The sequence below is a fragment of the Paucibacter sp. TC2R-5 genome (assembly GCF_025717605.1).
GTDB classification, from domain to species: Bacteria; Pseudomonadota; Gammaproteobacteria; order Burkholderiales; family Burkholderiaceae_C; genus Paucibacter_A; species Paucibacter_A albus.
In genome coordinates, this window is the sequence record NZ_JAJIRQ010000010.1 from 1 (window position 1) to 24,035 (window position 24,035).

Here is a 24,035-nt window from a genome sequence, read left to right on the forward strand (position 1 = left end):
CATTCGCTAGCAGCGCAGAAGCGGGATTATGACTGATTTTCTTCAAATCCGTCAAGTGCATCGAAATTTTCTTTTGCACTTCCTTTTTACTACCTCTGCCGCTGCCTGGGCATGAACCTCAGCAGCGAAGCCCACGACTATAACACCAAATAAAGGACTGAAATGCCGTTTGCTCCGCTACACAAAGAAAGAGCGGCTCTTGGACACGTAAGCTAGCGCCGAAAAAACCCATCGCAAGTTCGCGAGACGCCAGCATTCATCGGACATCAGAGCCGGCACTACCCTCGACCAAGAAGTCAAAGGACAGCAGGCGCACCTAGCTTCATGCATTTCACTCCTCTTGAAACGCTTCTTCCCGTTTGTTCTTGATCGAGGGAAGCATCACCATCACCACCATCAAAAGCGCCGCGATCAAGAGCCCGGTGGATAAGGGGCGCGACATGAACGTCCCCCAGTCGCCACGCGATAACAGCAATGCGCGGCGCAGGTTCTCCTCCATTATCGGCCCCAGGATGAAGCCCAATAGCAAAGGCGCAGGCTCGCAGTTCAGCTTGTAAAACACATAGCCCAGCAAGGCGAAGACAGCCGTCACAAAAACATCGAAGTTGTTGTTGTTGAGCGTGTACGCGCCGATGCAGCAAAAGGTCACGATGGCGGGGAACAAAAACCGATAAGGCACGGTCAACAGCTTGATCCAGATGCCGATCAAGGGCAAGTTCAAGACCACCAGCATTAGATTGCCCACCCACATCGACGCGATCAAGCCCCAGAACAGCTCCGGGTTGCTGACCATCACCTGCGGCCCGGGCTGAATGCCCTTGATTGTCATCGCGCCGACCATCAAAGCCATCACCGCATTGGGTGGGATACCCAGCGTCAACATTGGAATAAAACTGGTCTGAGCGCCGGCGTTGTTAGCAGCCTCCGGACCCGCCACACCTTGAATGGCGCCTTTGCCGAAAGGCACACGCGGGTTCTTGACGATTTTCTTTTCCAAGGTGTAGGCCGCAAATGAGGCCAGCAAAGCGCCGCCGCCCGGCAGCACACCCAGCACCGATCCCAGAGCGGTGCCGCGCACTACCGAGGGCCAGGCTTCCTTGAAGTCCTGCTTGCTGGGCCACAGCCCCTTCACATCATGAGTAAACACCTCGCGATGCTCGGCCGGTAGCCCCAGGTTGGCGATGATTTCACCAAAGCCGAAAATGCCCATGGCGACCACCACAAAACCCAGGCCATCGCTCAATTCCGGGATGCCGAACGAGAAGCGCGGTGTACCTGAGATCACATCTGTGTTGATCTGACCCAGCAGCAGCCCCAACAAAATCATCGCAATCGCCTTGACCAAGGAGCCCGATGCCAAGACCACGGCGCCAACCAAGCCCAGAACCATCAGCGAGAAATACTCGGCCGGGCCAAATTTGAAGGCCAACTCGGTCAACGGCGGCGCAAATGCCGCAATGATGATGGTGCCCACACAGCCGGCGAAAAAAGACCCCAAGCCGGCCACAGCCAAGGCCGCTCCTGCACGGCCCTGGCGCGCCATCTGATAACCATCGATGGCCGTCACCACCGAGCTGGATTCACCCGGTACATTGATCAAAATAGCCGTGGTCGAACCGCCGTACTGCGCGCCGTAATAGATGCCGGCCAACATGATCAAGGCCGGAGTTGCATCCAAGGCGTAAATGGAAGGCAACAGCATCGCGATCGTGGCGACCGGGCCGAGCCCAGGCAACACGCCAATCAAGGTTCCCAGCACCGCGCCGCCAAAGGCATAGAGCAGATTTTGAAAGGTCAGCGCCGTGTGAAAACCCAGCGACAAATTACTCAGAAGATCCATGCCTGTCGCCCTCAAGCAGCAAAAATTGTGGGCCAGACCGGAATAATCAGCCGCAAACCCCAGACAAAAATCAGCCAACTCCCGAAGGTCAGCAGGGCGCAGTTGAGCAAGGCATCTTTCAACTTGAACTCGTCTCCGGCCAAGGACGACAGCAGAATCACGGCGGGCAAGGTCAAGACCAGGCCGAGGCGCGGCAACATCCAGCCAAACAGGCAGATGGCCGCGATGATGATGAATAAGGGTCGCCAAGCGACGCGGCCGATGAGCTCACCGTCCTCGGTCTCAATGGTCAGCGCCTTGAACAAGACCATGCCGCCGAGCAGGGCCAAAAGCACGCCCAAACCGAAGGGGAAATAGGCCGGGCCGGGCTGGGCCGATGAGCCGAAGCTGTATTCCTTGGAAGCCCAGGCAAACGCCAGTCCCACGGCCACAAACAGCAGGCCCGAAAAAAAATCTCGCTGACTCTTGATCTTCATTGCCTGGCCGCCCTGGGAATTCTGTTGAGCGAGAATTCTAGGTGTCGCAAAACGCCAAACCAGTATGGCTTACGCGCAGTAAATCAGCAGCGGCGGCCTTAACTTTGCCATTGCGGCGTGCTGCGCAAGATTTCTTCCAATGTGGTCATGCCCTCAGCAACCTTCATCGCACCCGCCAAACGCAAGGGCCGCAGGCCTTCTTGAACAGCTTGGCGACGCAGCGCTGAGATGTCGGGCGTCGGATGCAGATGCGCTTTGACCGACTCCTCTATCGTCAGCAACTCATAAAGCCCGGCACGCCCCCGGAAACCGGTGTTGCGGCATTCCAGGCAACCAACCGCCTTGTAAGGCTTGACGCCGCCATTCATGCGCCAATGCTTGAGCATCTCGTTGAGCGTGTCCCGGGTGACGCTGGGATCGGGCACCTTGCAATGTTTGCATAGCGTGCGCACCAGGCGCTGCGCCAGCACGCCAATCACCGTCGCGCTGATCAGGTAGGACGGCACGCCCAGATCGGTCAGCCGCGTGATCGCCGCAGCCGCATCATTGGTGTGCAAGGTGCTGAAGACCAGATGCCCGGTCAGCGCAGCTTGGATTGCCATTTCGGCCGTCGCCAGGTCGCGGATCTCGCCGACCATGATGATGTCAGGGTCCTGTCGCATCAGCGCCCGCAGGCCTTCGGCGAAACCAAAGTCCAGCACCGTCTGCACCTGGGTCTGATTGAAGGCCGGCTCGATCATTTCGATCGGGTCTTCGATCGTGCAGACATTGACCTCGTCGGTGGCCAAGCGCTTGAGCGTCGAATACAGCGTGGTGGTCTTGCCGCTGCCGGTAGGGCCCGTCACCAGAATGATGCCGTGCGGCCGCTGCACCAGCTTCTCCCAGCGCTCGTTGTCATGCGGCGAAAAGCCCAGCATGGACAGGTCTTTGACCGCCGTGTCGGGGTCAAAAATACGCATCACCATCTTCTCGCCGAAGGCGGTGGGCAGCGTCGACAAGCGCATTTCCACCTCGTCGCCGGCCGGGTTGCGGGTCTTGATGCGACCGTCCAGCGGCCGCCGACGCTCGACCACGTCCATGCGGCCCAAGAGCTTGATGCGAGAGATCATCGCGCTCATCACCGTAGGCGGCAGCTGATAAACGGTGTGCAAAACACCGTCGATGCGGAAGCGGATCACGCCCATCTCGCGCCGCGGCTCCAGATGAATATCGCTGGCACGCTGATCGAACGCGTATTGCCATAACCAGTCAACCACCTGCACAACGCCCTGGTCATTGGCGTCTAACTGCTTATTGCTGCGGCCCAGCTCGACCAGTTGCTCGAAGCTCGCCACCTGACTGGACTCACCTGCCTTGGCGGCCGCCCGCACCGAGCGCGCCAGCGTGAAGAACTCGGTCGTCAAGCGCGATATCTCAAGCGGGTTGGCCACCACCAGCTTGATCGGCTTGCGCATATGTGACTCGATCTGCGCCACCCAAGCGATATCAAAAGGCTCCGAAGTAGCGATCGTCACGTCATTCAGGCCGACCAGAAGTGGCAGGCAGCGCTTGGCCTCGGCGTAGCCGACCGACATCACGTCCGAGACCCGGCCCACATCCACCTTGAGCGGATCGATACGCAAATAAGGCAGCTTGGCGCGTCCGGCCAGCCATTCGGTCAGCGCATCCAGATCAAGCGCCTTGCCGCTGTCCACGCGGGTCAGCCCGGCATGCGCCATGCGCACCAAGGGGTGTAGCGAGCTGTCACCGGCGGCAAAACGCTGCTCGGTACGCTGCACCTGCTCCGGGTCGATCAGCTCATCTTCCAAAAGCCAGCGCAGCAGTGCACGCCATTCAAGCCGACCTTCCGATTTAACGGCAGCGGGATTGGGGTCGGCTTTCGACTTGGCGCTCATGTCTGGGGCTCGGCTTTCAGCTGATTGATGATGCTCATAGGCAGTGGACGCACCAGCCTCAACCACTTCGATGCCGGCAGATCAAATTGCGCCTCGATATTAGCCGCTCGCCGCTCCAATTCTTCACGCTCCGGCACCGCTACACCGCGCGCGGCGACAACGATGGTGTTGCCCTCCTTGGTGGGCGCCAAACTCCAGACCTGGTCGCTGCCAAAGACCGCCGCAATGCGGGCGGCGCTGCGGGCAAAGCTGGCGTCACGGCCAAACAGGTTCACCGTCATCAGCCCACCATCGGCCAGCAAATTGAAGCAGTTCGCATAGAAGGCTTCGTCATCCAGAACCGGCGACGCAGCATCATGGTCGTAAAGGTCGACGTTCAAAACTTGCGCCGTTTGCGTACGCTCGGCATCCGCCACCCAGCGCGCCGCGTCCTCGTTGTAGACGGTCAGACGCTTATCGTCCTCGGGCAGGTGAAACCAGATCCGGCAGGCGTGGATGACGGTCGGGTTGATCTCCACCGCTGTGGTTTGCATGCGCAGCACCTTGTGGCAGTAACGCGTGATCGCAGCGGCACCCAGGCCCAGCTGCACTGCGTGGCCCTCGCGTAGCGATTCGCTGTCACGCCAGAGCATCCACACCATCATCCGCTGTATGTATTCCAGCTCCAGATGCTGGGGCTTGCGGATGCGCATCGCGCCCTGCACCCAGATCGAGTCCAGGTGCAAAAAGCGTACGCCGTCAAACTCGGACAAGGTGGCCGGTGCCCAGGCCATTTTTTTGATTTTTTTACTCATTGCTGCTGCCATGAAAGTCGTCGGCGTATTCCTTGGACAAGGTCGCCCAAGCCGCCAGTTTGCCTGCATAAGCCAGTGTGTAGGCGGGGCTCGATGAAGGCAGGGTCAGAATTCTGTAGCGATCGGCGTGCGCACCCAGCTGGCGCAAGCCGATTTTGGCGGCCGTGCCGCCATTGAAGGCGATGGTCCGCAACTGCGGTAGGCCGGCCAGCAAGGTGAACAAATCGCTGGGCCTGGGGTCGCGGATCTCGCTGTCGAGGCTGCCGCGCCTATGCGTCTCGCTGATCACATCCCAGAGTCCTATTTGATTGGCGAGCAAGAGCTGCAAGCGCACCGGATAGTCGACCTGCGCCAAGGGCAGCCCAAAGCTGTCACCCAACAAGCGCCAGAGTTGGTTGCGCGGGTGGCCGTAATACTGCTGGGCCTGCAGCGAGGCCACGCCGGGGAAGCTGCCCAGCACCAGCAAGCGGGTGTCGGGGGCGACCTGGGGCGCCAAGCCCTTCAATCTATCCATCAAGTAGCCCCCGCAAGCGCGGCAAGGCGGCCAGCACATTGGCGCCGGTGACGGCCGCCGTATGTGCCGGCGTCCAGCCGCGCAGCATGCTCAAGCTCTCGGCAATGCGCGGCAGCTCGGCCGGCTCGTTGCGACCCGTTGACTCGCCCGCAGCGCGTTGCTCGGCCGTCTTGTAGAGCCAATACGGCGGGATGTCCGGTGCGTCTGTCTCCAGCACCACGGCGATCTCGGGCAGCTCGGTCGCCAATCGACGAATCTGCAGGGAGCGCTCAAACGTCAAGGTGCCGCCAAAGCCCAGCTTGAAGCCCAAGTCGATGAAGCGCTGGGCTTGCTGCGCACTGCCGTTGAACGCATGAGCAATGCCGCCAGCCACCGGGATGCGCCCCAAGCCCGCCAGCAATTGATCGGCGCTGCGCCGCACATGCAGGATCACCGGCAAGGCAAAACGCCTCGCCAATTTGAGCTGCTCCATGTAAAAAAACTGCTGCTTCTCGGCATCCAAACCCGGCACAAAAAAGTCCAGCCCGATCTCACCCACCGCCACCAGGCGCGGATCATCACGGTGGCGCTCCAACTGCGCGGCCAGCAAGGTCAGGTCTTGCTCGCAGGCCTGCATCACATAGAGAGGGTGAATGCCCAGCGCATAGGCAAAACCATGACGATGTGCCTGCTCACGAGCGCTATCCCAGTCGAAGGCACCAACTGCCGGTATCACCAACATGCGCACACCAGCAGCCACCGCACGCTGCACCACCGCATCGCGGTCGGCATCAAACTCCGGCGCGTCGAGATGGCAGTGGCTGTCTATCCACATCAACGAGGCCAACGTAACTTACTTGAACACCACCGTGCGCCTGCCGTTCATCAAGACCCGGTGCTCGGCATGCCACTGAATGGCACGCGCCAGCGTCACGCACTCGGTGTCGCGGCCTATCGCCACCAAGGCCTCGGGCGCAAGGCTGTGGTCAATGCGCGCCACCTCCTGCTCGATGATGGGGCCTTCGTCCAGGTCGGAGGTGACGTAGTGCGCGGTCGCGCCGATCAGCTTGACGCCACGCTCATGCGCTTGGTGATAGGGCTTGGCGCCCTTGAAGCTGGGCAAAAAGCTGTGATGGATATTGATCGCCCGGCCGGCCAGAAACTTGCACATCTCGGGCGAGAGGATTTGCATATAGCGGGCCAGCACCACCAAGTCGATCTGCTGCTCTTCCACCAACTCGCGCAACTTGCGCTCCTGCGCCTGCTTTTGTTCCTCGGTCGAGTTCAAGAGCGGGAAATGGTGGAAAGGGATGTTGTGCGAGGCGGCCAGCTGATAGAAATCACGGTGGTTGGACGCGATGGCCGGGATCTCAATCGGCAGGTGCCCGGTCTGCACACGGAATAACAAGTCATTCAGGCAGTGGCCGAGCTTGGAAACCAAGAGCAGCACGCGCGTCTTGGCGCGACTGGACACCAGCGTCCAATCCATTTGCAAACGCTGCGCCAAGGGCTCAAAAGCTGCTTGAAGAGCGCCAGCTTCAACGCCAGGCGCACATTCAAACTCAATGCGCATGAAGAAGCGGCGGTGGTCGGCGTCGCCATGTTGGGCCGAGCTGAGGATATTGCCGCCTTGGCTCGCCAACACACCGGTGACGGCGTGGACGATGCCGGCCTGATCGGGGCAGCTGAGTTTGAGGATGAAGCGAGAGTTCACGGGTGTGTCCGAAAAAACCAAACAATTACGTTAAGCTGCAATTGCAACTTGCATGGTGCCGCCGACCAAGCTCAGTTGGGTGCGGCATTGCGCTGCCAGAGTCTGGTCATGCGTGACCAGCACAAAGGCGGTGCCGATGTCCTGCGCCGTTGCCAGCATCAGCTCGAACACCGCCTGCGCCGTGTTGCGATCCAGATTGCCGGTCGGCTCATCGGCCAGCACGCAGGCCGGCTGAGTCACCAGCGCACGCGCGATCGCGACCCGCTGGCGCTCACCGCCCGACAACTCGGCTGGCCGGTGCAAGACGCGTGCGCCCAGGCCCACCCGGCCCAGCATGGCGGCCGCCACTTCGCGCGCCTGAGCCTGCGGCATCCGGCGTATGCGCAAGGGCATCGCGACATTGTCCAGCGCATTGAACTCGGGCAATAAATGGTGGAACTGGTAAACAAAACCAAGATGCTGGTTGCGCCAGCGGCCCAGCTCGGGCTCGGCCATCCCGGCCAGTTTGCGGCCCATCAAGGTCACCGCGCCGCTGCTGGGCTTGTCCAAGCCGCCCAATAGATGCAACAAGGTGGACTTGCCTGAACCCGAGGCCCCGACGATCGCCAGCGTCTCGCCGCGCCGCACGGTCAGGTCAACGCCGTTCAGAACCTGTACGTCGAGATCACCTTCGGTAAAGCGGCGGCCCAGATTCTGGCCTTGCAACACCACGTCATCGCTCTTATTCATACCTTAAAGCCTCAGCGGGCTGAACACGGCTGGCACGCCAACTCGGATAAATGGTGGCCAAGAAGGCCAAAGCCAGCGAAATGCCGACCAGCGGCGCAATGTCGGACATCCGTGGATCGCTGGGCATATGGCTGATCAGATACATGCTGGCGGGCAGGAACTGCGTGTTCAGCGCCCATTCGATCGCCGGCACGATGACGTCCAGATTCAGCGCAATCAACAAACCCAGCCCCAAGCCAGACAAGGTCCCCAAGACACCGGCCAACGCGCCCTGCACCATGAAGATCACCATGATGGAGCGCGGGCTGGCGCCCAGCGTGCGCAGGATGGCGATATCGGCCTGCTTGTCGGTCACCGTCATCACCAAGGTCGAAACCAGATTGAAGGCGGCCACCGCGACGATCAGGGTCAGGATGATGCTCATCATGCGTTTTTCGACCTGCACCGCGTCATACCAATTGGCATTGGTGCGGGTCCAGTCGCGCACCCGCGTCTCCACCCCCAGGCTGCTCGCCAGCTGATTGCCGACTTGGCGCGCCTGATGCACATCGCTGAGCTTGAGCTGCACACCGGTCGGCCCGGCAACGCGGAAAAACTTGGCCGCGTCATCGACATGGATCATCGCCATGCCGCTGTCGTACTCGTAATGGCCGGCATTGAACACCCCAACCAGGGTGAACTGCTTGTAACGCGGCAGCACGCCGGCCGGCGTGACGTTGCCGCTCGGCGCCACCAAGGTCAGCTTGTCGCCGAGCTGAACGCCCAGCATATGGGCCAGCTCGACGCCCACCACGATGCCAAATTCGCCGGCGCGCAGCTTGGACAGCGGCCCATCCTTGAGCTTGGCCGCCAGCGGCGTGACGGCCGGCTCGTACTGCGGGTCAATGCCGCGCACGATAGCGCCGCGCATGTCTTCGCCGCGCGCGATCAAGACCTGTGAGGCGATGAAAGGCGCTGCGGCCAGCACGGCCGGATTTTGCTTGGCCTGAGCGGCGGTGGCCTGCCAGTCGGCCAAGGCCCGGCCCTGGTAATCAGTCAGCTCGACATGGGCAATCACGGAAAGCATGCGGTCGCGCACCTCGCTCTGGAAGCCGTTCATCACCGACAGCACGATGATCAGCGCAGCGACCCCGAGCGCAATACCCAAGACCGAAACGCCCGAGATAAAGGAGATGAAACGGTTGCGCCGCCCGCCCTTGCCGGCGCGGGTATAGCGCCAACCGATTTGCAATTCATATGGCCAATTCATGGGCAGGGATGCTAACCGACCCGGGCTACCCGGCTGCCTGCTGAACGCAAAGCAAGGAGGCTTCAATGCATCCATTGCCGGAAAATGAATAAGCAAATACAAAAACTATCGTTTTCAGAATAAGAAAAGCTAGGCATGCTTGCGACCTTCGCACTTCTTGCATTTGCAACCATGTCAAACACAACTCGCCGTCAATTTGTTCTGGTCACTGCCATCGCCGGCGCCACCGTCTTCAGCACGGCCGCCATGGCGCAAACGCCTGCCGACACCCTGCTCAACGTCTCCTACGACGTCAGCCGCGAGTTGTACAAAGAAATCAACCCGGCCTTCATTGCCCAATACAAGGCCAAAACCGGCAAGGTCTTGACGATCAACCAATCACATGGCGGCTCCAGCAAGCAGATCGGCTCGGTGATTGGCGGCTTGGAAGCCGATGTGGTGACGATGAACCAGGCCACCGATGTGGACGCGCTGGCCGAGAAGGGCCTGACGCCTGCCGATTGGCGCAAGCGTTTCCCCAACAATGCTGCGCCCTACACCTCCACGATTCTGTTCCTGGTGCGCAAGGGCAATCCCAAGGCCATCAAGGACTGGGCCGACCTGACCCGCGCCGGCGTGCAAGTCATCATCCCCAACCCAAAGGTCACCGGCAACGGCCGCTACAGCTATCTGGCCGCCTGGGGCGCGGTTATCGCCAAGGGCGGCACGGAAGCGCAGGCGCGCGAGCAAGTAACCAAGATCTTCGCCAATGTGCCGGTGCTGGACGGCGGCGGGCGCGGCGCCACCACCACCTTCACACAGCGCGGCATCGGCGATGTGCTCTTGACCTTTGAGTCAGAAGCCGAGCTGATCGAAAACGAATTCGGCAAGGGCCAGTTCGAAGTGGTCAACCCGAGCGTCTCGATCGAGGCCGAGGCGCCAGTGGCGATTGTCGACAAGGTTGCAGCCAAGAAAGGTACGACCACTACGGCTAAAGCCTATCTGGACTTCCTCTACACGCCCGAGGGCCAGGCCATCATCGCCAAGCACAACTTCCGCCCCCGTGACGCAGCCGTGTTCAAGCGCGAAGAGAAGCGCTTTGCGCCTATCAAGCTATTCAGCGTTGACCAGTTGCTGGGCGGCTGGCCTTTGGTCAGCAAGACTCATTTTGCGGACGGCGGCACCTACGACCAGATCGTTGCCGGCATCAAGCGCTGATATTTAGATGAGCACTGCTGTAATTTCCGCCCACACCCAGGCCCAAGTGCAAGCACCAAAGCGCGCCAAGCGCAGGGTCCTGCCCGGCTTCGGCCCGACCATGGGCTTCACCTTGTTCTATCTATCGCTGATCGTCTTGATCCCACTGTCGGCGGTGTTCCTCAAATCGGCCGGTCACGGCTTCGAGGCCTTTTGGGCCGCCGCCACCTCGCCGCGCGTGGTCGCTTCGTACAAGCTCAGCTTTGGCCTGTCCTTGCTGGCCGCCAGCATCAATCTGGTGTTCGGGCTGATCCTGGCTTGGAGCCTGGTGCGCTATGAGTTCTTTGGCAAAAAGATTGTCGACGCCTTGATCGACCTTCCGTTTGCGCTGCCTACGGCCGTTGCCGGCATCGCGCTAACCGCGCTGTATGCGGGCAATGGCTGGCTGGGCCAAATGCTTGAACCTTGGGGCATCAAGGTCGCATTCACGCCGCTGGGCATCTTGGTCGCGCTGGTTTTCATCGGCCTGCCCTTTATCGTGCGCACGGTGCAGCCAGTGCTGGAGGATATGGAAACCGAGCTGGAAGAAGCCGCTGCATCTTTGGGCGCGCAGCGCTGGCAGACCTTCCGCCTGGTGATTCTGCCGACGCTGCTGCCGGCACTGCTGACCGGCTTTGCCTTGGCATTTGCGCGCGCCGTGGGCGAGTACGGCTCGGTGATCTTCATCGCCGGCAACCTGCCCATGGTCAGCGAGATCACGCCGCTGATGATCATCTCCAAACTGGAGCAATACGACTATGTCGGCGCCACAGCCATCGCGGCCGTGATGCTGATCTTTTCCTTTACCCTGCTCTTGCTGATCAACGGCTTGCAAGCCTGGAGCTCACGCCGTAACGGGCAAGAAGGACGCAAATAATGGCCGGCATTGTTGTTTCAAGCTTGGGCGTGCCGCAGAAAACCGGCGGCCGCTACCAAGACAACCCCGCCACGCGCGAAGCGCCTTGGGTGCGCTACCTGCTTCTCACCTTGGGCCTGAGCTTTTTTGCGCTCTTTCTGGTGATGCCGCTGGTGGCAGTGTTCAGCGAGGCCTTGCGCAAGGGCTGGGATGTCTATTTGGCAGCCTTGGTCGAGGCCGACGCCGTCTCGGCGCTCAAGCTGACCCTGATCGCCGCGGCCATCGCCGTACCCTTGAATCTGGTGTTCGGCGTCAGCGCCGCCTGGGCGATTGCCAAGCATGACTTTCGCGGCAAGCACCTCTTGATCACCTTCATCGACCTGCCCTTCTCGGTTTCGCCTGTCGTGGCGGGCCTGGTCTATGTGCTGCTGTTCGGCGCGCAAGGCTGGTTCGGACCCTGGCTGCAAGCGAATGACATCAAGATCATCTTCGCCGTGCCCGGTATTGTGCTGGCCACGATCTTTGTGACCTTTCCCTTTGTGGCGCGCGAGCTGATCCCGCTGATGCAGGCGCAGGGTCGTGACGAAGAAGAAGCCGCGACCGTGTTGGGTGCCACCGGCTGGCAGACCTTTTGGCGGGTCACGCTGCCGAATGTGAAGTGGGGCCTGCTGTACGGCGTGATCCTGTGCAATGCGCGCGCCATGGGTGAGTTCGGCGCCGTGTCGGTGGTGTCCGGCCATATCCGTGGCCAGACCAACACCCTGCCCTTGCATGTCGAAATTCTCTACAACGAGTATCAGTTCGCCGCCGCCTTTGCGGTGGCCTCGATCCTGGCCTTGCTGGCCCTCGTTACCCTGATCCTGAAGCAATTCGTCGAATGGCGCGCCCATTCCACGGTCAAGGAAGCCCCATGAGCATCCAAGTCAAAAACATCCACAAGTCCTTCGGCAATTTCACCGCGCTTGGCGACGTCAGCCTCGATTTCCCCACCGGCGAACTTGTTGCCCTCTTGGGGCCGTCTGGCTGCGGCAAGACCACACTTTTGCGCATCATCGCCGGCCTGGAGACCGCTGACCGGGGGCACGTTTTGCTGGACGGCCAAGACGCGTCCGACACCCATGTGCGCGAGCGCCAAGTCGGCTTCGTGTTCCAGCATTACGCGCTGTTCCGCCATATGACGGTGTTCGAAAACGTCGCCTTCGGCCTGCGCGTCAAGCCGCGCAAAGAGCGGCCCAGCGAGAGCGAAATCAAGCGCAAGGTGCATGAATTGCTGAGCCTGGTGCAGCTCGATTGGCTGGCCGACCGCTTCCCGCCCCAGCTCTCCGGCGGCCAGCGCCAGCGCATCGCCTTGGCGCGCGCCTTGGCGGTGGAGCCGCGCGTGCTGCTCTTGGACGAGCCTTTCGGTGCGCTCGACGCCAAGGTGCGCAAGGAGTTGCGCCGCTGGCTGCGCCGTCTGCATGACGAGTTGCACATCACCAGCGTCTTCGTCACGCATGACCAGGAAGAGGCGCTGGAAGTGGCCGACCGCGTGGTGCTGATGGACCATGGCAAGGTCGAGCAGATCGGTACGCCGCAAGAGGTCTACGAACATCCGGCCACGCCTTTTGTTTACGGCTTCTTGGGCGCGGTGAATCGCTTTGAAGGCCGAGCCGAAGGCGGCGTGATCCATCTGGGCGATCAGCACCTGAGCTTTGGCAAATCGTTGACGGACAAGGTCGGTCAGGTCCAAGCCTATGCCCGCCCGCATGAGTTGCAAATTCTGACGGCAGCCGATTCACGCGGCTTGCCGGCCACGGTTGACCGCGTGCTGAGCTTTGGTGCGGCCGCCCGTGTCGAGCTGACCGGCCTGGACGGTCAACACCTGGAGGCTGAGCTGACACGCGAGCAAGCGGGTCAACTGAATCTACAGTCGGGCCAGCGCGTGCATCTGAGCGCCTCACGTCTGAGCTTGTTCGACTCTGGAGCCGGGATCTAGGCCGAGATGAATTTCCAGCAACTGCGCATCATCCGCGAGGCCGAGCTTCAAAAATTCAATCTGACCGAAGTCGCCAACGCCTTGTTCACCTCGCAGTCCGGTGTCAGCAAGCACATCAAGGACTTGGAGGACGAACTCGGCGTCGAGCTGTTCGTGCGCCATGGCAAGCGCCTGCTGGGCTTGACCGAGCCGGGACGCGAGCTGGCCGTGATTGCCCGGCGCATGCTGCAAGACGCCGGCAATATCAAGCGTCTAGCCGATCAGTTCGCCGATGCTGAGCAGGGTCAGCTGACCATCGCCACGACCCACACGCAAGCGCGCTATGCGTTGCCGCTGGTGGTGGCGCGCTTCAAATCCGCTTACCCGCGCGTGCATCTGGTGCTGCTGCAGGCCAACCCGACCGAGATCGCCGAGCTGCTGCAGGCCGGTGAAGCCGATATCGGCATCGCCACCGAGGCGCTGGACGGCCAATCGGGGCTCGTCAGTTTTCCCTTCTATGACTGGCATCATGCGGTCGTGGTGCCCGAGGGTCATATCTTGCTGACGGTAGCGCCCTTGAGCTTGGAAGCGCTCGCCGAGCATCCCTTGATCACCTACCACGAAGGTTACACGGGGCGTGCTCGTATCGACGCCGCTTTTGCCCAAGCGGGCCTGGCGCCCGACATCGTGCTGTCGGCACTGGACGCCGATGTGATCAAGACCTATGTCGGTGTCGGCCTGGGCGTGGGCATCGTCGCCGCGATGGCGTTTGAGCCGCTGCGCGACCCGGGCCTGCACCGCCTCGATGCCGGCCATCTCTTCCCCACCAACACCACCCGCATCGCGCTGAAAAAAGGCCAGTACCTGCGCGGTTTCGCTTACCGTTTCTTGCAGGAATGTGCGCCGGCCTTGACCGAGCAGCGAGTGCGCGACGCGCTGGCTGATGATGCAAAGAGCTGAGCGAGACGACGGCCCTGCTTGAGCCTTGCCCGCGCTGAAGGCTCAGGCCATCTCTCAACGGGTCATTCGCGCCGGGCTGACCTGGGGCAAATAGAACAAAACATCCCAGTTGCGCCCCAGTTGTCCCTGCGGCAGCGTTTGGTAGTCGATGCTCCATTGCGGCACAACAAGTGGTCCTTGCGTGGCCGGCAAGACCATCAGGCTGCTTTTTCCTGCCATGGCCACCAAGTCGGACTCCAAGCTAACGGGCAACACTGCCGGTAGCTTCAATGGTCGCAGATCGCCAAAATCAAGCACCGCACCGGTGCCCGCTGTGAACTGCACCACTTTGTAAGCCGCACCCCAGTGCCTGGACATCACCTCTCCTGCGTGCAACTGCGCCGGACTGCGTTGAAACCCCTTGGCCACATGAATGGTGTGCGCCCAAATCACCGCCTTCTTGCCCGGATATAGGCGCTCCATCAACCAGATGGCGTTATCACCCATCTGGTTGTCGCGCTGGTAGTCCCGCCCTTCACTCCAGACGCTGCTGGCCTGAGCTTGCAGGCTTTTGACTACTTGGCACCACCACTCGGCCGAATCCATCCCGGCTTGTGCTCGGGCCGGCCCGCACAAATTTGCACGCAAGGCCAGGGCCTGCCGCTCGAAAGCAAGCCGCGCCGTCGGCTCGGGGCTTTGACGCTGCATAGCCAACAAGGCCGGCAGCGGCCCGGCGAAGTCCGACCAGGCCTGACCCTCGGCCAGGTCGGAGCCACGTTGATGCAAAAAGGCCCGCAGGCGCGGCAGCATCTCGGCTTGGCTGAGCCCGCCGCTGTGCTGGCTGTCTATGCCGGCCAAGCGAAGGGGTGCAGCCTCGCTCTGCTGCGCGTCCACATAGCGCAGCATCTCGCGGCCCTCGGCCGAATTGGCGTACATAAAGAACACATTGCCGGGCGCCATCGCGTCAAGCTTTTCACCGGCGGCCATACGCTGGGTCAGGCGGGCAATGTCGTAAAAGCCACTCTCCAGCAGCAAGACCTCGAAGCCGAGCTTCTCGTGCAGGAACTTCAGCAGCCGAAGTTTGAGTCGGAACTCTTCGCTGGCGCCATGGGTTTGCTCGCCCAGCGCAACGATACGGGCCTGGCCGATAGCCTCGGCAAAAGGTGCCAGGTCGCGGTAGTCGTCCGCCTCTGTGCTTGCTTCCGATGGCCCTGCGACCAAGGTCCAGGTTTTGAGCCCGGCAAGGCCCGGTGCCGGCGATGCGTCATTGGGCATGGCCGCTGCGCTCGTGCCAGCCGCTGCCAAGGAAATCGCCAAGGCAAAGGCCGCGAAACGACAAGCCAAGCGCCTGCGACCACCGTCAGCGCGAAGCCCGATTCCACCCGTCATTGCCATCACCCCATATAAACACCAGTGCAATACCAGTTTAGATGAGGAAAAGGCAGCCCAAACGAAAGAAGGAGGCACCGAGGTGCCTCCTTCTTGCCAGTCAGGGTCGGATCAGAATGATCAGACCGACTTGCGGCGACGTGCGACGAAGCCAACTGCACCCAAACCAGCCAACAGCAGGGCGTAGGTTGTTGGTTCAGGAACCGCTGTGACCGACAATTCGCCAGCAAAACCCGCCTTGTTGTAAGCCGTGCCTACAGTGTGGATTTGGTAAGTCACGTTTGAGTTCAGTGCAACCGAATTCAAAACCCACTGCTCGCTTTCGTCGGTGCCCTTGTTTTGGTAGGCCGCCACGATGTTGCTACCGTCGGTCAGGTACACGCTGGTGAAGTCAACATCCTTGATGCCGTTGATTTGGCTGGTAACGCTGGACGACACGTTGGAGTTTTGATCCAACTGGAAAGTCCAAAAAAGGTCGAACCCGCCAGTCAAATTGCCCTTGGCAAAAGTGGCGAACTCTGGGCCGTCAAATGTAACGGAGCCCAAATTCACTGAAGCAGCCGAAGCAGCAAACGACGAAGCGATCAGAGCGGCGGCGATAACAGAAGACTTGAAGTTCATGGTGTTCCCTAATTTCAATGAAGTGCTTGGAGAGTCAATCCACCGAAGTCACTTCTCGATGGCATGGGTTGAACTGTAGGGAAGCTCGGTCATTTGGACACTCCCCGGACTCGGGGGGAGCGCCGTGCATAGTTCACGGAAAAACAAGCAGTACCAGCCAAAACCAGAGTTTTTTGAAAAAACCCAACCGAGGAGTCCAGTCCAAGACCAACAAAAGCGGATCAATGCGCCTGATCCCAGTTCGCACCAACTCCCACCTCGGCCAGCAGCGGCACCTTCAGATGGGCTACGCCGGCCATCAAGCGCGGCACCTCCAGCTTGACCCAGTCCAGCTCGGCCTCGGGCACCTCGAACACCAGTTCGTCGTGCACCTGCATGACGATGCGGGTCGATTTGCCCTCTTTGTCCAGCGCCGCCTGCACCGCGATCATCGCCAGCTTGATCAAGTCGGCCGCCGTGCCCTGCATAGGCGCATTGATGGCCTGCCGCTCCGCGCCAGTGCGCCTTGGGCCATTGCCGCTGTTGATCTCGGGCAGCCATAGGCGCCGGCCAAACACGGTCTCGACATAACCCTTGGCCTTGGCCGACTCGCGGGTGCTGTCCATGTACTGCTTGACGCCGGCAAAGCGATTGAAATACAGGTCGATATAGTCTCGCGCCGCCTTGGTATCGATGCCCAGACTGGTCGCCAGGCCGAAGGCGCCCATGCCATAGATCAGGCCGAAATTGATGGTCTTGGCATAGCGGCGCTGCTCGGTCGTCACCTCCGCCAGCGGCGTGTTGAAGACCTCGGAAGCGGTTGCCTTGTGCACGTCCACGCCCTCGCCAAAGGCGCGCAAGAGGCCGGGGTCTTCGCTGATATGGGCCATGATGCGCAGCTCGATCTGCGAGTAGTCGGCGCTGACGATCAAATGACCCGGCGGCGCCACAAAGGCCTCCCGCACGCGCCGCCCTTCAGCCGTGCGGATGGGGATGTTCTGCAGATTGGGCTCATTGCTCGACAAGCGCCCGGTCACCGCGACCGCCTGCGCATAGTTGGTGTGCACGCGCCCGGTGGCAGGATTGATCATCAAAGGCAATTTATCGGTGTACGTGCTCTTGAGCTTGGCCAGGCCACGGGTTTCCAGGATCTTGGCCGGCAGCGGGTAGTCGAGCGAGAGCTTTTCCAGCACCTCTTCGTCGGTGCTGGGTGCGCCGGTGGCGGTTTTCTTGACCACCGGCAGGCCGAGCTTGGTGAACAGGATTTCGCCGATCTGTTTGGGGCTGCCCAGATTGAACGGTTGGCCGGCGATGTCGTAAGCCTCTTGCTCCAGCGCCAACAGGCGCTGCCCCAGTTCATGGCTTTGCGCCTGCAAGAGCGGCGCGTCAATCAGCACACCGATGCGCTCGATGCGGGAGAGCAAGGCGCTGGTCGGAATCTCGATTTCGCGGTAGACGCGGGTTAATCCCGCATCGGCCTCGATCTGCGGCCAGAGCTGCTGATGCAGCGCCACGCACATCTCCGAATCTTCACCTGAGTACTGCGCGGCGCGGGCCACATCGACCTGCGCGAACGGGATCTGATGCACGCCCTTGCCGCACAAGTCTTCGTAGCTCAAGCCAGCGCGACCCAAATGGCGCTCACCGAGAGCGCCGAGGCCGTGGGTCTTGTGCGCCTCCAGCACATAACTCTGCAACATGGTGTCATGCTGCACGCCGCGCAGCGCGATGCCATGGTTGGCAAACACATGGGTGTCGTATTTGAGGTTTTGCCCCAGCTTCGGCGCGGCCGCGTCCTCCAGCCAGGGCTTGAGCTTGGCCAAGACCTCATCGATCGGGAGTTGGACTGGTGCGTCCGGGCCATCATGGCGCAGCGGAATGTACGCCGCCTCGCCGGCCTTGACGGCAAAGGAGATGCCGACGATCTTGGCCCGCATCGGGTCTAGCGAATCGGTCTCGGTGTCCACCGCCACCAGCGGCGCGGCCTTCAGCTTGGCCAACCATTGATCAAACAGCGTCCAGTCGAGGATGGTGTCGTAATGACGCGGCGAATCGTCCTGCGCAGCTGCAGCTGCGGTCGCTGAGGCAGGCTCGGCAAACATGTCCTCGCTGACAGGAGCCGCCACCTTGCCGCCGAGTTCCTTCAGCCAAGTCTTGAAGCCGTTGCGTTGATAAAAATCTTGCAAACCGGCCTGATCGACCGGCCGCAGCGCCAGCGCTTCCAAGCTCGGCCACTGCGGCACATGACCGTTCAGATCGCAGTCCTGCACGACGGTCACCAGCTTGCGCGCCGTCGGCAGCCAATCCAGCGCCTTGCGCAGGTTTTCGCCGGCTGCGCCCTTGATCTTGTCGGCGCTGGCAATCACGCCGTCGAGCGAGCCATATTCGGCAATCCATTTGGCCGCCGTCTTGGGGCCGACCTTCTCGACACCGGGCACGTTATCGACCGTGTCACCCATCAGGGTCAGGTAGTCGATGATGCGGTCAGGAGGCACGCCGAACTTGGCGATGACACCTGCGATGTCCAAGCTCTCGTTGCTCATTGTGTTGATCAAGGTGACGTCCGCCGTCACCAATTGCGCCAGATCCTTGTCCCCGGTCGACACCACCACCGCATGGCCAGCGGCGGCCGCCACGCGGGCCAGCGTGCCGATCGCATCATCGGCCTCGATGCCGGGCACCTCCAGAATCGGCCAACCCAGCAAGGCCACCACCTCGTGAATCGGTGCGATCTGCTCGCGCAAAGCGTCGGGCATCGGTGCGCGCTGGGCCTTGTATTCCGGGTACCAAGCGTCACGGAAGGTCGGGCCTTTGGCGTCAAAGACACAGACCGCATGTTCAGCGCCGATTTGCTCGCGCAGGCGCTTCATCATCGCCACCATGCCATGCACGGCTCCGGTGGGCACACCGCCCGGGCCGCGCAGGTCGGGCATGGCGTGATAGGCACGGTAAAGATAGCTGGAACCGTCGACCAGCAACATGATGGGTTTGCTCATGGCCGGCATTGTCGTGCAGCAATCAGCGCCGCCAGCCCCTGCACATAGAATAGACGCATGTCACGCACCCTCCTCACCCCTCTCCTGGCCCTGTCGTTGGCGGCTTTCGTCAGCCCGGCAGCCTTTGCGGCCGACAAGGCCGAGGCCACGGCGCCAGCAAGCGCCCAGCCCGTGGCCGACGCCAAGGTGGTCGAGACAGTGATCGAGGACGACAACACCCGCATCGAAGAGTTGCGCGTGCGCGGCCAGACCCAAAAGGTCACGGTCCAGCCCAAGAACAGCAAATTACCCAGCTACGAAATCATCATGGGCGACGCCAGTCGTGACCTCTCGCCCGGCGCCGGCACCACGCGCGCTGCAGCCGGGCGGCGCGTGTGGAGCGTGCTGAGTTTCTGATCCCGTCGGTGGCCTTTTGGCCCGCCGTCTTGCTGCCTCTTAAGCGTTGATATGGCCGTATTCACCGAAGTCACCCTGGGCGAGGCGCAAGCCCTCGCCGCTCGCCTGAATCTGGGTTCAGTGCAAAACCTGCGCGGCATCACGGCCGGCATCGAGAACACCAACTACTTTTTAAGCACCGACGCTGGCGAGTTCGTCTTGACCGTCTTCGAGCGCCTGAGTTTCGAGCAACTGCCGTTTTATCTGCATCTGATGAAACATCTGGCCCAGCGCGGACTGGCCGTGCCGGACCCGCAGGCCGATGAGGAGGGGCAGATTCTGTTCGAATTGCAGGGCAAACCAGCCGCCGTCGTCAACAAGCTGCGCGGCGGCCATCAGCTGGCTCCCGACATCTTCCATTGCGAGCAGGTCGGCGCCGAGCTGGCGCGCATGCATCTGGCGGCGCAGGATTTCCCTCAGCATCAAGAAAATCTGCGGGCTTTAAGTTGGTGGAGCGAGACGGTGCCGGTGGTGCTGCCGTTTTTAAGCCCGACGCAGGCCGAGCTGCTCAGCGCCGAGCTGGCGTTTCAGCAGAACTTGGCCGCCTCGGCCAGCTTTGCCGAGCTGCCACGCGGGCCCATTCACGCCGATTTGTTCAGAGATAACGTCATGTTCGAAGGCCTGCCCGGCCGCGAGCGCCTGAGCGGCTGTTTTGATTTCTATTTCGCCGGCGTCGACAGCTGGTTGTTTGACCTCGCCATCTGTCTGAACGACTGGTGCATCGACCATGCCAACGGCCGACTCGACGAAGCCCGCGCCGAGGCCTTTGTGCGCGCCTATGAGTCGGTGCGGCCTATGAGCGGCGTTGAACACCGCTTGCTGCCGGCAATGCTGCGCGCCGCCGCCCTGCGCTTTTGGCTCTCGCGCCTGTGGGACGTTTATCTGCCGCGTGACGCCGCCCTGCTCAAGCCCCATGACCCCGGGCATTTTGAGCGCGTGCTGCGTGAGCGCATTGCGCGCCCTTGGCATGCATTAACTTCTTTGTGAGCACCCCGATTTGAACTCCTCCTCGCCCATGCTGCTGCATCTGCAAACCGTGCCTGCCCGCAATGGGCTGCTGTGGATCCGCCACGGCTTGAAGGTCTTCAGGCGCAAGCCGCTGGCGATGGCGGGCTTGCTGTCCGTTTTCCTCTTCATCGCTTTTGCGCTATTGCTGCTGCCGGGCGTGGGCATCATGCTCTTGCTGATGGCGATGCCCATCCTGTCGCTGGGCTTTATGCTGGCCACCCATCTGGTTTTGCAAGACCAACTCCCGACCGCAGCCGTCTTCGCAGCACCGCTGAAACTAACGCCGCAGCGGCGCAATAGCCAGTTGCTACTGGGTGCCTGCTACGCCCTGGCCACCATCGCCATCGGCCTGCTGTCCGAGTGGATAGACGGTGGCAGCTTCGAGGCCTTGCAACGCTTGGTGCTTGAGAACGCTTCAGCCGACAAGGTGGCAGCTGCCGCTGCCGACCCGCGCCTGTTCTGGGGAGCCGTCACGCGCCTGAGCTTGGCCGCCTTGCTGTCGGTGCCCTTCTGGCATGCACCAGCGCTGATTCACTGGGGCGGCCAAGGTGTGCTGCAAGCGCTGTTCTCCAGCACGCTAGGGATTTGGCGCAACCGCGCCGCCTTTGCCTATAACGGCCTGCTCTGGGCCGCTTTGGTGATAGGGGTGGGCGTTGCCGCCAGCCTGCTCTCAGCGCTGTTGGGTCTGGGGCAGATGCTGCCCTTGTTGGTGATGCCGCTGGGCCTGTTGATGACCACGGTCTTCTACGCCTCGCTCTACTTCACCTTCATCGATTGCTTTATGTTCGGCGCGCCCAAGGACATCCTGACGGAAAAAAACTGAGGCACTTGCCTCAGTTTTGTCTGCCGCTTGGCTCACTGCGCGCGGCTCACTGCGCGCGGCTCACTGCGCTTGGCTCACTGCGCTTGGCTCCCTGCGTTTGGCTCACTGAGCCGCGCGATTCTTGCGAGCCAACCCTGGCGTGACCTGATCGGCGAGTTTCAAATTGCTTTGCAGCAGGTCCACCGCATCGCCCAGGATATGGGCGGCTTCGTCCAACAAGACGTCGCGGGTGTCTTTGCGGGCCTTCTCGGCCGCCAACTCATCCGCCAAGCTGCGCTCATTGGCCTGCAAACCGTCATCCTGAGCGGCCAGTTTGGCGGCGGCCTGCTCGGCCTTGGTAGTCTTTTTATCGCCCTTGCCCTTGTCGGCCAGGCGAGCGGCTTCGCGCTCCTTGGTCTTGAGCGCACGGGCATCCCGCTCGGCACGGCGCTCGACCTCATTCAGCGACACCATCTTGACCTTGCGCTGGACGTTGAAATCCTTGATGTCTTCCAGCAAGAGCTGGTAGTCGCGGTCCTTGGCAACGCGGCTCTCATGGCGGATCTGCAACAGCGGCAGCAACTCCTTCATATCGCCCAGCACCTGGTAATTCGCCGGTTTGATCTGCACCCAAGGCAGAGCGTTGTCATAGCTCGACTCGCCGAAGCTCTCATTGTCTGAAAAGCTCGCCAGCCCAATATCGGGGCTCACACCGCGCAGCTGCGTGGTGCCGCCATTCACACGAAAGAACTGCGCCACCGTCATCTTCAGCTCACCGTACTTGGGCTTGTCGGCACCGGGCAGCCGGGCGGAACGGTCCATCTTGTCCAGATTGACCATAGTCTGCACGGTGCCCTTGCCGAAGCTGGATTCGCCCAGGATGATGCCGCGGCCATAATCTTGAATCGCAGCGGCAAAAATCTCCGAGGCCGAGGCCGAGCCGCGGTTGATCAAGACCGCCAGCGGGCCGTCCCAAGCCACCGCCGCGCCGCGCTCGCTTTCTACCCGCACATCGCCGGATGAATTGCGCTGCTGCACGACCGGGCCCGGCCCAATGAAAAGGCTGGTCAGCTCCACCGCCTCGGCCAGCGAGCCGCCGCCGTTGTCGCGCAGGTCGATCATCACGCCGTCGACCTTCTCCTTTTTCAGCTCGGCCAGCAAACGCGCCACGTCACGGGTGACGCTCTTGAAGTCTTTGTCACCCCGGGCGCGGGCCTCAAAGTCTTGATAAAAGGTCGGCAGCGTGATCACGCCGATGCGGCGCGTGGTCGAAGTCTGCTTGATGTCCATGATGGACTTCTTGGCCGACTGCTGCTCCATCGATATCTTGTTGCGCACCAAGGACAGGGTCTGGGGCTTGCCATCCGGGCCTGCGGCGGCCGGCAAAACATTGAGCACCACGACGGTGTCCTTCTTGCCGCGGATCAAGTCCACCGCGTCATCCAAACGCCATCCGATCACGTCAACCGGGCTTGAGTCCGCACCTTGACCGACGCCAACAATGCGATCACCCACCTTGAGTTTGCCGGAGCGCGCAGCCGGCCCGCCGGGCACCAATTCGCGGATCGTGATTAGCTCATCACGCTCTTGCAAAACCGCACCGATGCCAACCAAGGACAAACGCATCGAGATATCAAAGGCCTCGCTCGCCCGGGGACCTAAGTAATTGGTATGCGGCTCGACCGAGGTCGCGTAGGCATTCATGAAGAGCTGGAACACGTCCTCGCTCTTCAATTTGTTCATCCGAGAGAGCGAATTGTCATAACGCTTGGCCAGCGTAGTCTTGATGACTTTGTCCGTGGTGCCCGCCAGCTTCAGGCGCAGCCAGTCGTTCTTAACGCGCTGGCGCCAAAGATCGCGCATCTCGCTCTCGGTCTTGACCCAGGGCTCCTTCTCGCGTGAGAAGCGATAACTTTCCTTTTCGGTGAAGTCAAAGCTGCCGTCGAGCAACTCGCGCGCATAAAGCATGCGTTCCTGCGCGCGCTTTTGGTAGAGGTTGAACATCGCAAACGGCGTGGCAAGGTCTTGCGTGCCAATCGCGTCATCCATTTTGGTGCGCGCTGCAGCAAATTGATCGATATCCGATTGCAAGAAGAACAACTTCTCGGGGTCCAGTGACTTCAGATAGCGATCAAAAATCTTCTCCGACATCGCGTCGTCCAAGGGCTGGGCCTTGTAGTGATGGCGAGTCAGGATTTGTGCCGACATCGTGGCGGCCAGACCTTGCTGAGGCAGGGGCTTGAGCAGCGCTGGCGCTTCGGGCGCCGCTGCCAGGCTGGAGAGAACCAGGCCCAGGGAGATCAAGAACACAAAAGACTTCTTCTTCATTCAGCAACTCCAAAATTCATCATCGCCACTTGCTCCCGGGCAAGGTCGCTACAGGCAGTGGGATCAGCTTAACCGATCGGCATTAGGCCAGGATTAACCGGGTGCTTGTGCTTGTACTTCGGCCCAGCTCAGCCCAGCACTTCGCCGGCCAAATGCTCATCCAACAAGGCAAAACACAGATTCACACAGAAACAGTCATCGTCATGACATACGCGGCCCCTACATTGCGGGCTTGCGTAAGCGGAGGGTTTGCCCATGGGTGGATCCAAGGCCTGACGCCTTTCATCAGCTTGAAGCCAAGCAATTTTTTTCTTTCATCTGCA

The 24,035-nt window shown here is 61.1% G+C and carries 20 protein-coding genes and 1 pseudogene; 8 read left to right on the forward strand and 13 right to left on the reverse strand.

The features are described 5' to 3' along the window. Nucleotides 1-331: 331 nt before the first annotated feature. The 9 genes from LNV08_RS20440 to LNV08_RS20480 all read right to left on the reverse strand — a co-directional run bounded on the left by LNV08_RS20440 (nt 332) and on the right by LNV08_RS20480 (nt 9,190). Nucleotides 332-1,840: a tripartite tricarboxylate transporter permease gene (locus LNV08_RS20440; RefSeq protein WP_263535587.1), complete on the reverse strand. Its 1,509-nt coding sequence runs from the start codon at nt 1,838-1,840 to the stop codon at nt 332-334. Between the two features lie 11 nt (nt 1,841-1,851). Beyond that, nucleotides 1,852-2,316: a tripartite tricarboxylate transporter TctB family protein gene (locus tag LNV08_RS20445; RefSeq protein ID WP_263535588.1), complete on the reverse strand. Its 465-nt coding sequence runs from the start codon at nt 2,314-2,316 to the stop codon at nt 1,852-1,854. 98 nt (nt 2,317-2,414) lie between these two features. Then, entirely contained in the window at nt 2,415-4,211 is a 1,797-nt protein-coding gene (locus tag LNV08_RS20450; RefSeq protein WP_263535589.1) for a GspE/PulE family protein, read from the reverse strand. Beyond that, nucleotides 4,208-5,005 (reverse strand): spermidine synthase, encoded by a 798-nt coding sequence (locus LNV08_RS20455; protein ID WP_263535590.1) that lies wholly within the window; start codon nt 5,003-5,005, stop codon nt 4,208-4,210. The genes LNV08_RS20450 and LNV08_RS20455 overlap by 4 nt, the downstream gene beginning before the upstream one ends. Continuing rightward, nucleotides 4,998-5,519: a DNA-deoxyinosine glycosylase gene (locus LNV08_RS20460; protein WP_263535591.1), complete on the reverse strand. Its 522-nt coding sequence runs from the start codon at nt 5,517-5,519 to the stop codon at nt 4,998-5,000. The genes LNV08_RS20455 and LNV08_RS20460 overlap by 8 nt, the downstream gene beginning before the upstream one ends. Continuing rightward, nucleotides 5,512-6,333: a TatD family hydrolase gene (locus LNV08_RS20465; RefSeq protein ID WP_263535592.1), complete on the reverse strand. Its 822-nt coding sequence runs from the start codon at nt 6,331-6,333 to the stop codon at nt 5,512-5,514. The genes LNV08_RS20460 and LNV08_RS20465 overlap by 8 nt, the downstream gene beginning before the upstream one ends. A gap of 18 nt (nt 6,334-6,351) precedes the next feature. After that, the gene (purU, locus tag LNV08_RS20470; RefSeq protein WP_263535593.1) at nt 6,352-7,212 is read right to left on the reverse strand and encodes a formyltetrahydrofolate deformylase; all 861 of its coding nucleotides are present in this window, start codon (nt 7,210-7,212) and stop codon (nt 6,352-6,354) included. Between the two features lie 30 nt (nt 7,213-7,242). After that, on the reverse strand, nt 7,243-7,941 hold the full coding sequence (lolD, locus tag LNV08_RS20475) for a lipoprotein-releasing ABC transporter ATP-binding protein LolD (protein ID WP_263535594.1): 699 nt from the start codon (nt 7,939-7,941) through the stop codon (nt 7,243-7,245). Continuing rightward, nucleotides 7,934-9,190, reverse strand: coding sequence for a lipoprotein-releasing ABC transporter permease subunit (locus tag LNV08_RS20480; RefSeq protein WP_263535595.1), 1,257 nt, complete (start codon nt 9,188-9,190; stop codon nt 7,934-7,936). The genes lolD and LNV08_RS20480 overlap by 8 nt, the downstream gene beginning before the upstream one ends. A 171-nt stretch (nt 9,191-9,361) precedes the next feature. Here LNV08_RS20480 and LNV08_RS20485 point away from each other — a divergent pair, with 171 nt between their 5' ends. Genes LNV08_RS20485 through LNV08_RS20505 form a run of 5 tightly spaced genes read left to right on the forward strand, consistent with a single transcriptional unit; the run spans nt 9,362 to nt 14,175 of the window. Beyond that, nucleotides 9,362-10,387 (forward strand): sulfate ABC transporter substrate-binding protein, encoded by a 1,026-nt coding sequence (locus LNV08_RS20485; protein WP_263535596.1) that lies wholly within the window; start codon nt 9,362-9,364, stop codon nt 10,385-10,387. Nucleotides 10,388-10,394: 7 nt separating this feature from the next. Beyond that, nucleotides 10,395-11,282 carry a sulfate ABC transporter permease subunit CysT gene (cysT, locus tag LNV08_RS20490; protein ID WP_263535597.1) on the forward strand — a complete coding sequence of 296 codons (888 nt, stop codon included), beginning with the start codon at nt 10,395-10,397 and terminating at the stop codon, nt 11,280-11,282. Continuing rightward, complete coding sequence (gene cysW / locus LNV08_RS20495) at nt 11,282-12,175, forward strand: sulfate ABC transporter permease subunit CysW (RefSeq protein ID WP_263535598.1); 894 nt, start codon at nt 11,282-11,284, stop codon at nt 12,173-12,175. The genes cysT and cysW overlap by 1 nt, the downstream gene beginning before the upstream one ends. Beyond that, on the forward strand, nt 12,172-13,236 hold the full coding sequence (locus LNV08_RS20500) for a sulfate/molybdate ABC transporter ATP-binding protein (RefSeq protein WP_263535599.1): 1,065 nt from the start codon (nt 12,172-12,174) through the stop codon (nt 13,234-13,236). The genes cysW and LNV08_RS20500 overlap by 4 nt, the downstream gene beginning before the upstream one ends. A gap of 6 nt (nt 13,237-13,242) precedes the next feature. Next, complete coding sequence (locus LNV08_RS20505; RefSeq protein ID WP_263535600.1) at nt 13,243-14,175, forward strand: CysB family HTH-type transcriptional regulator; 933 nt, start codon at nt 13,243-13,245, stop codon at nt 14,173-14,175. Between the two features lie 54 nt (nt 14,176-14,229). On the opposite strand, the gene LNV08_RS20510 is transcribed toward LNV08_RS20505, so the two are convergent. The 3 genes and pseudogenes from LNV08_RS20510 to polA form a co-directional block, all read right to left on the reverse strand. Further along, nucleotides 14,230-15,429, reverse strand: a complete 1,200-nt coding sequence (locus LNV08_RS20510) for an erythromycin esterase family protein (protein WP_263535601.1) — start codon at nt 15,427-15,429, stop codon at nt 14,230-14,232. Nucleotides 15,430-15,663: 234 nt separating this feature from the next. Continuing rightward, a pseudogene (locus tag LNV08_RS20515) lies at nt 15,664-16,134 on the reverse strand (FxDxF family PEP-CTERM protein); the annotation flags it as partial. Nucleotides 16,135-16,385: 251 nt separating this feature from the next. Further along, complete coding sequence (gene polA / locus LNV08_RS20520; protein ID WP_263535603.1) at nt 16,386-19,148, reverse strand: DNA polymerase I; 2,763 nt, start codon at nt 19,146-19,148, stop codon at nt 16,386-16,388. Between the two features lie 48 nt (nt 19,149-19,196). Between polA and LNV08_RS20525 the strand changes: the two genes are divergently transcribed. Genes LNV08_RS20525 through LNV08_RS20535 form a run of 3 tightly spaced genes read left to right on the forward strand, consistent with a single transcriptional unit; the run spans nt 19,197 to nt 21,405 of the window. Next, complete coding sequence (locus LNV08_RS20525) at nt 19,197-19,535, forward strand: hypothetical protein (protein WP_263535604.1); 339 nt, start codon at nt 19,197-19,199, stop codon at nt 19,533-19,535. 51 nt (nt 19,536-19,586) lie between these two features. Next, nucleotides 19,587-20,561: a homoserine kinase gene (locus tag LNV08_RS20530; protein WP_263535605.1), complete on the forward strand. Its 975-nt coding sequence runs from the start codon at nt 19,587-19,589 to the stop codon at nt 20,559-20,561. A 10-nt stretch (nt 20,562-20,571) separates the two neighbouring features. Beyond that, nucleotides 20,572-21,405, forward strand: a complete 834-nt coding sequence (locus tag LNV08_RS20535) for a BPSS1780 family membrane protein (RefSeq protein WP_263535606.1) — start codon at nt 20,572-20,574, stop codon at nt 21,403-21,405. A 102-nt stretch (nt 21,406-21,507) separates the two neighbouring features. On the opposite strand, the gene LNV08_RS20540 is transcribed toward LNV08_RS20535, so the two are convergent. Further along, nucleotides 21,508-23,712, reverse strand: a complete 2,205-nt coding sequence (locus tag LNV08_RS20540; RefSeq protein ID WP_263535607.1) for a carboxy terminal-processing peptidase — start codon at nt 23,710-23,712, stop codon at nt 21,508-21,510. Nucleotides 23,713-24,035: the final 323 nt, after the last annotated feature.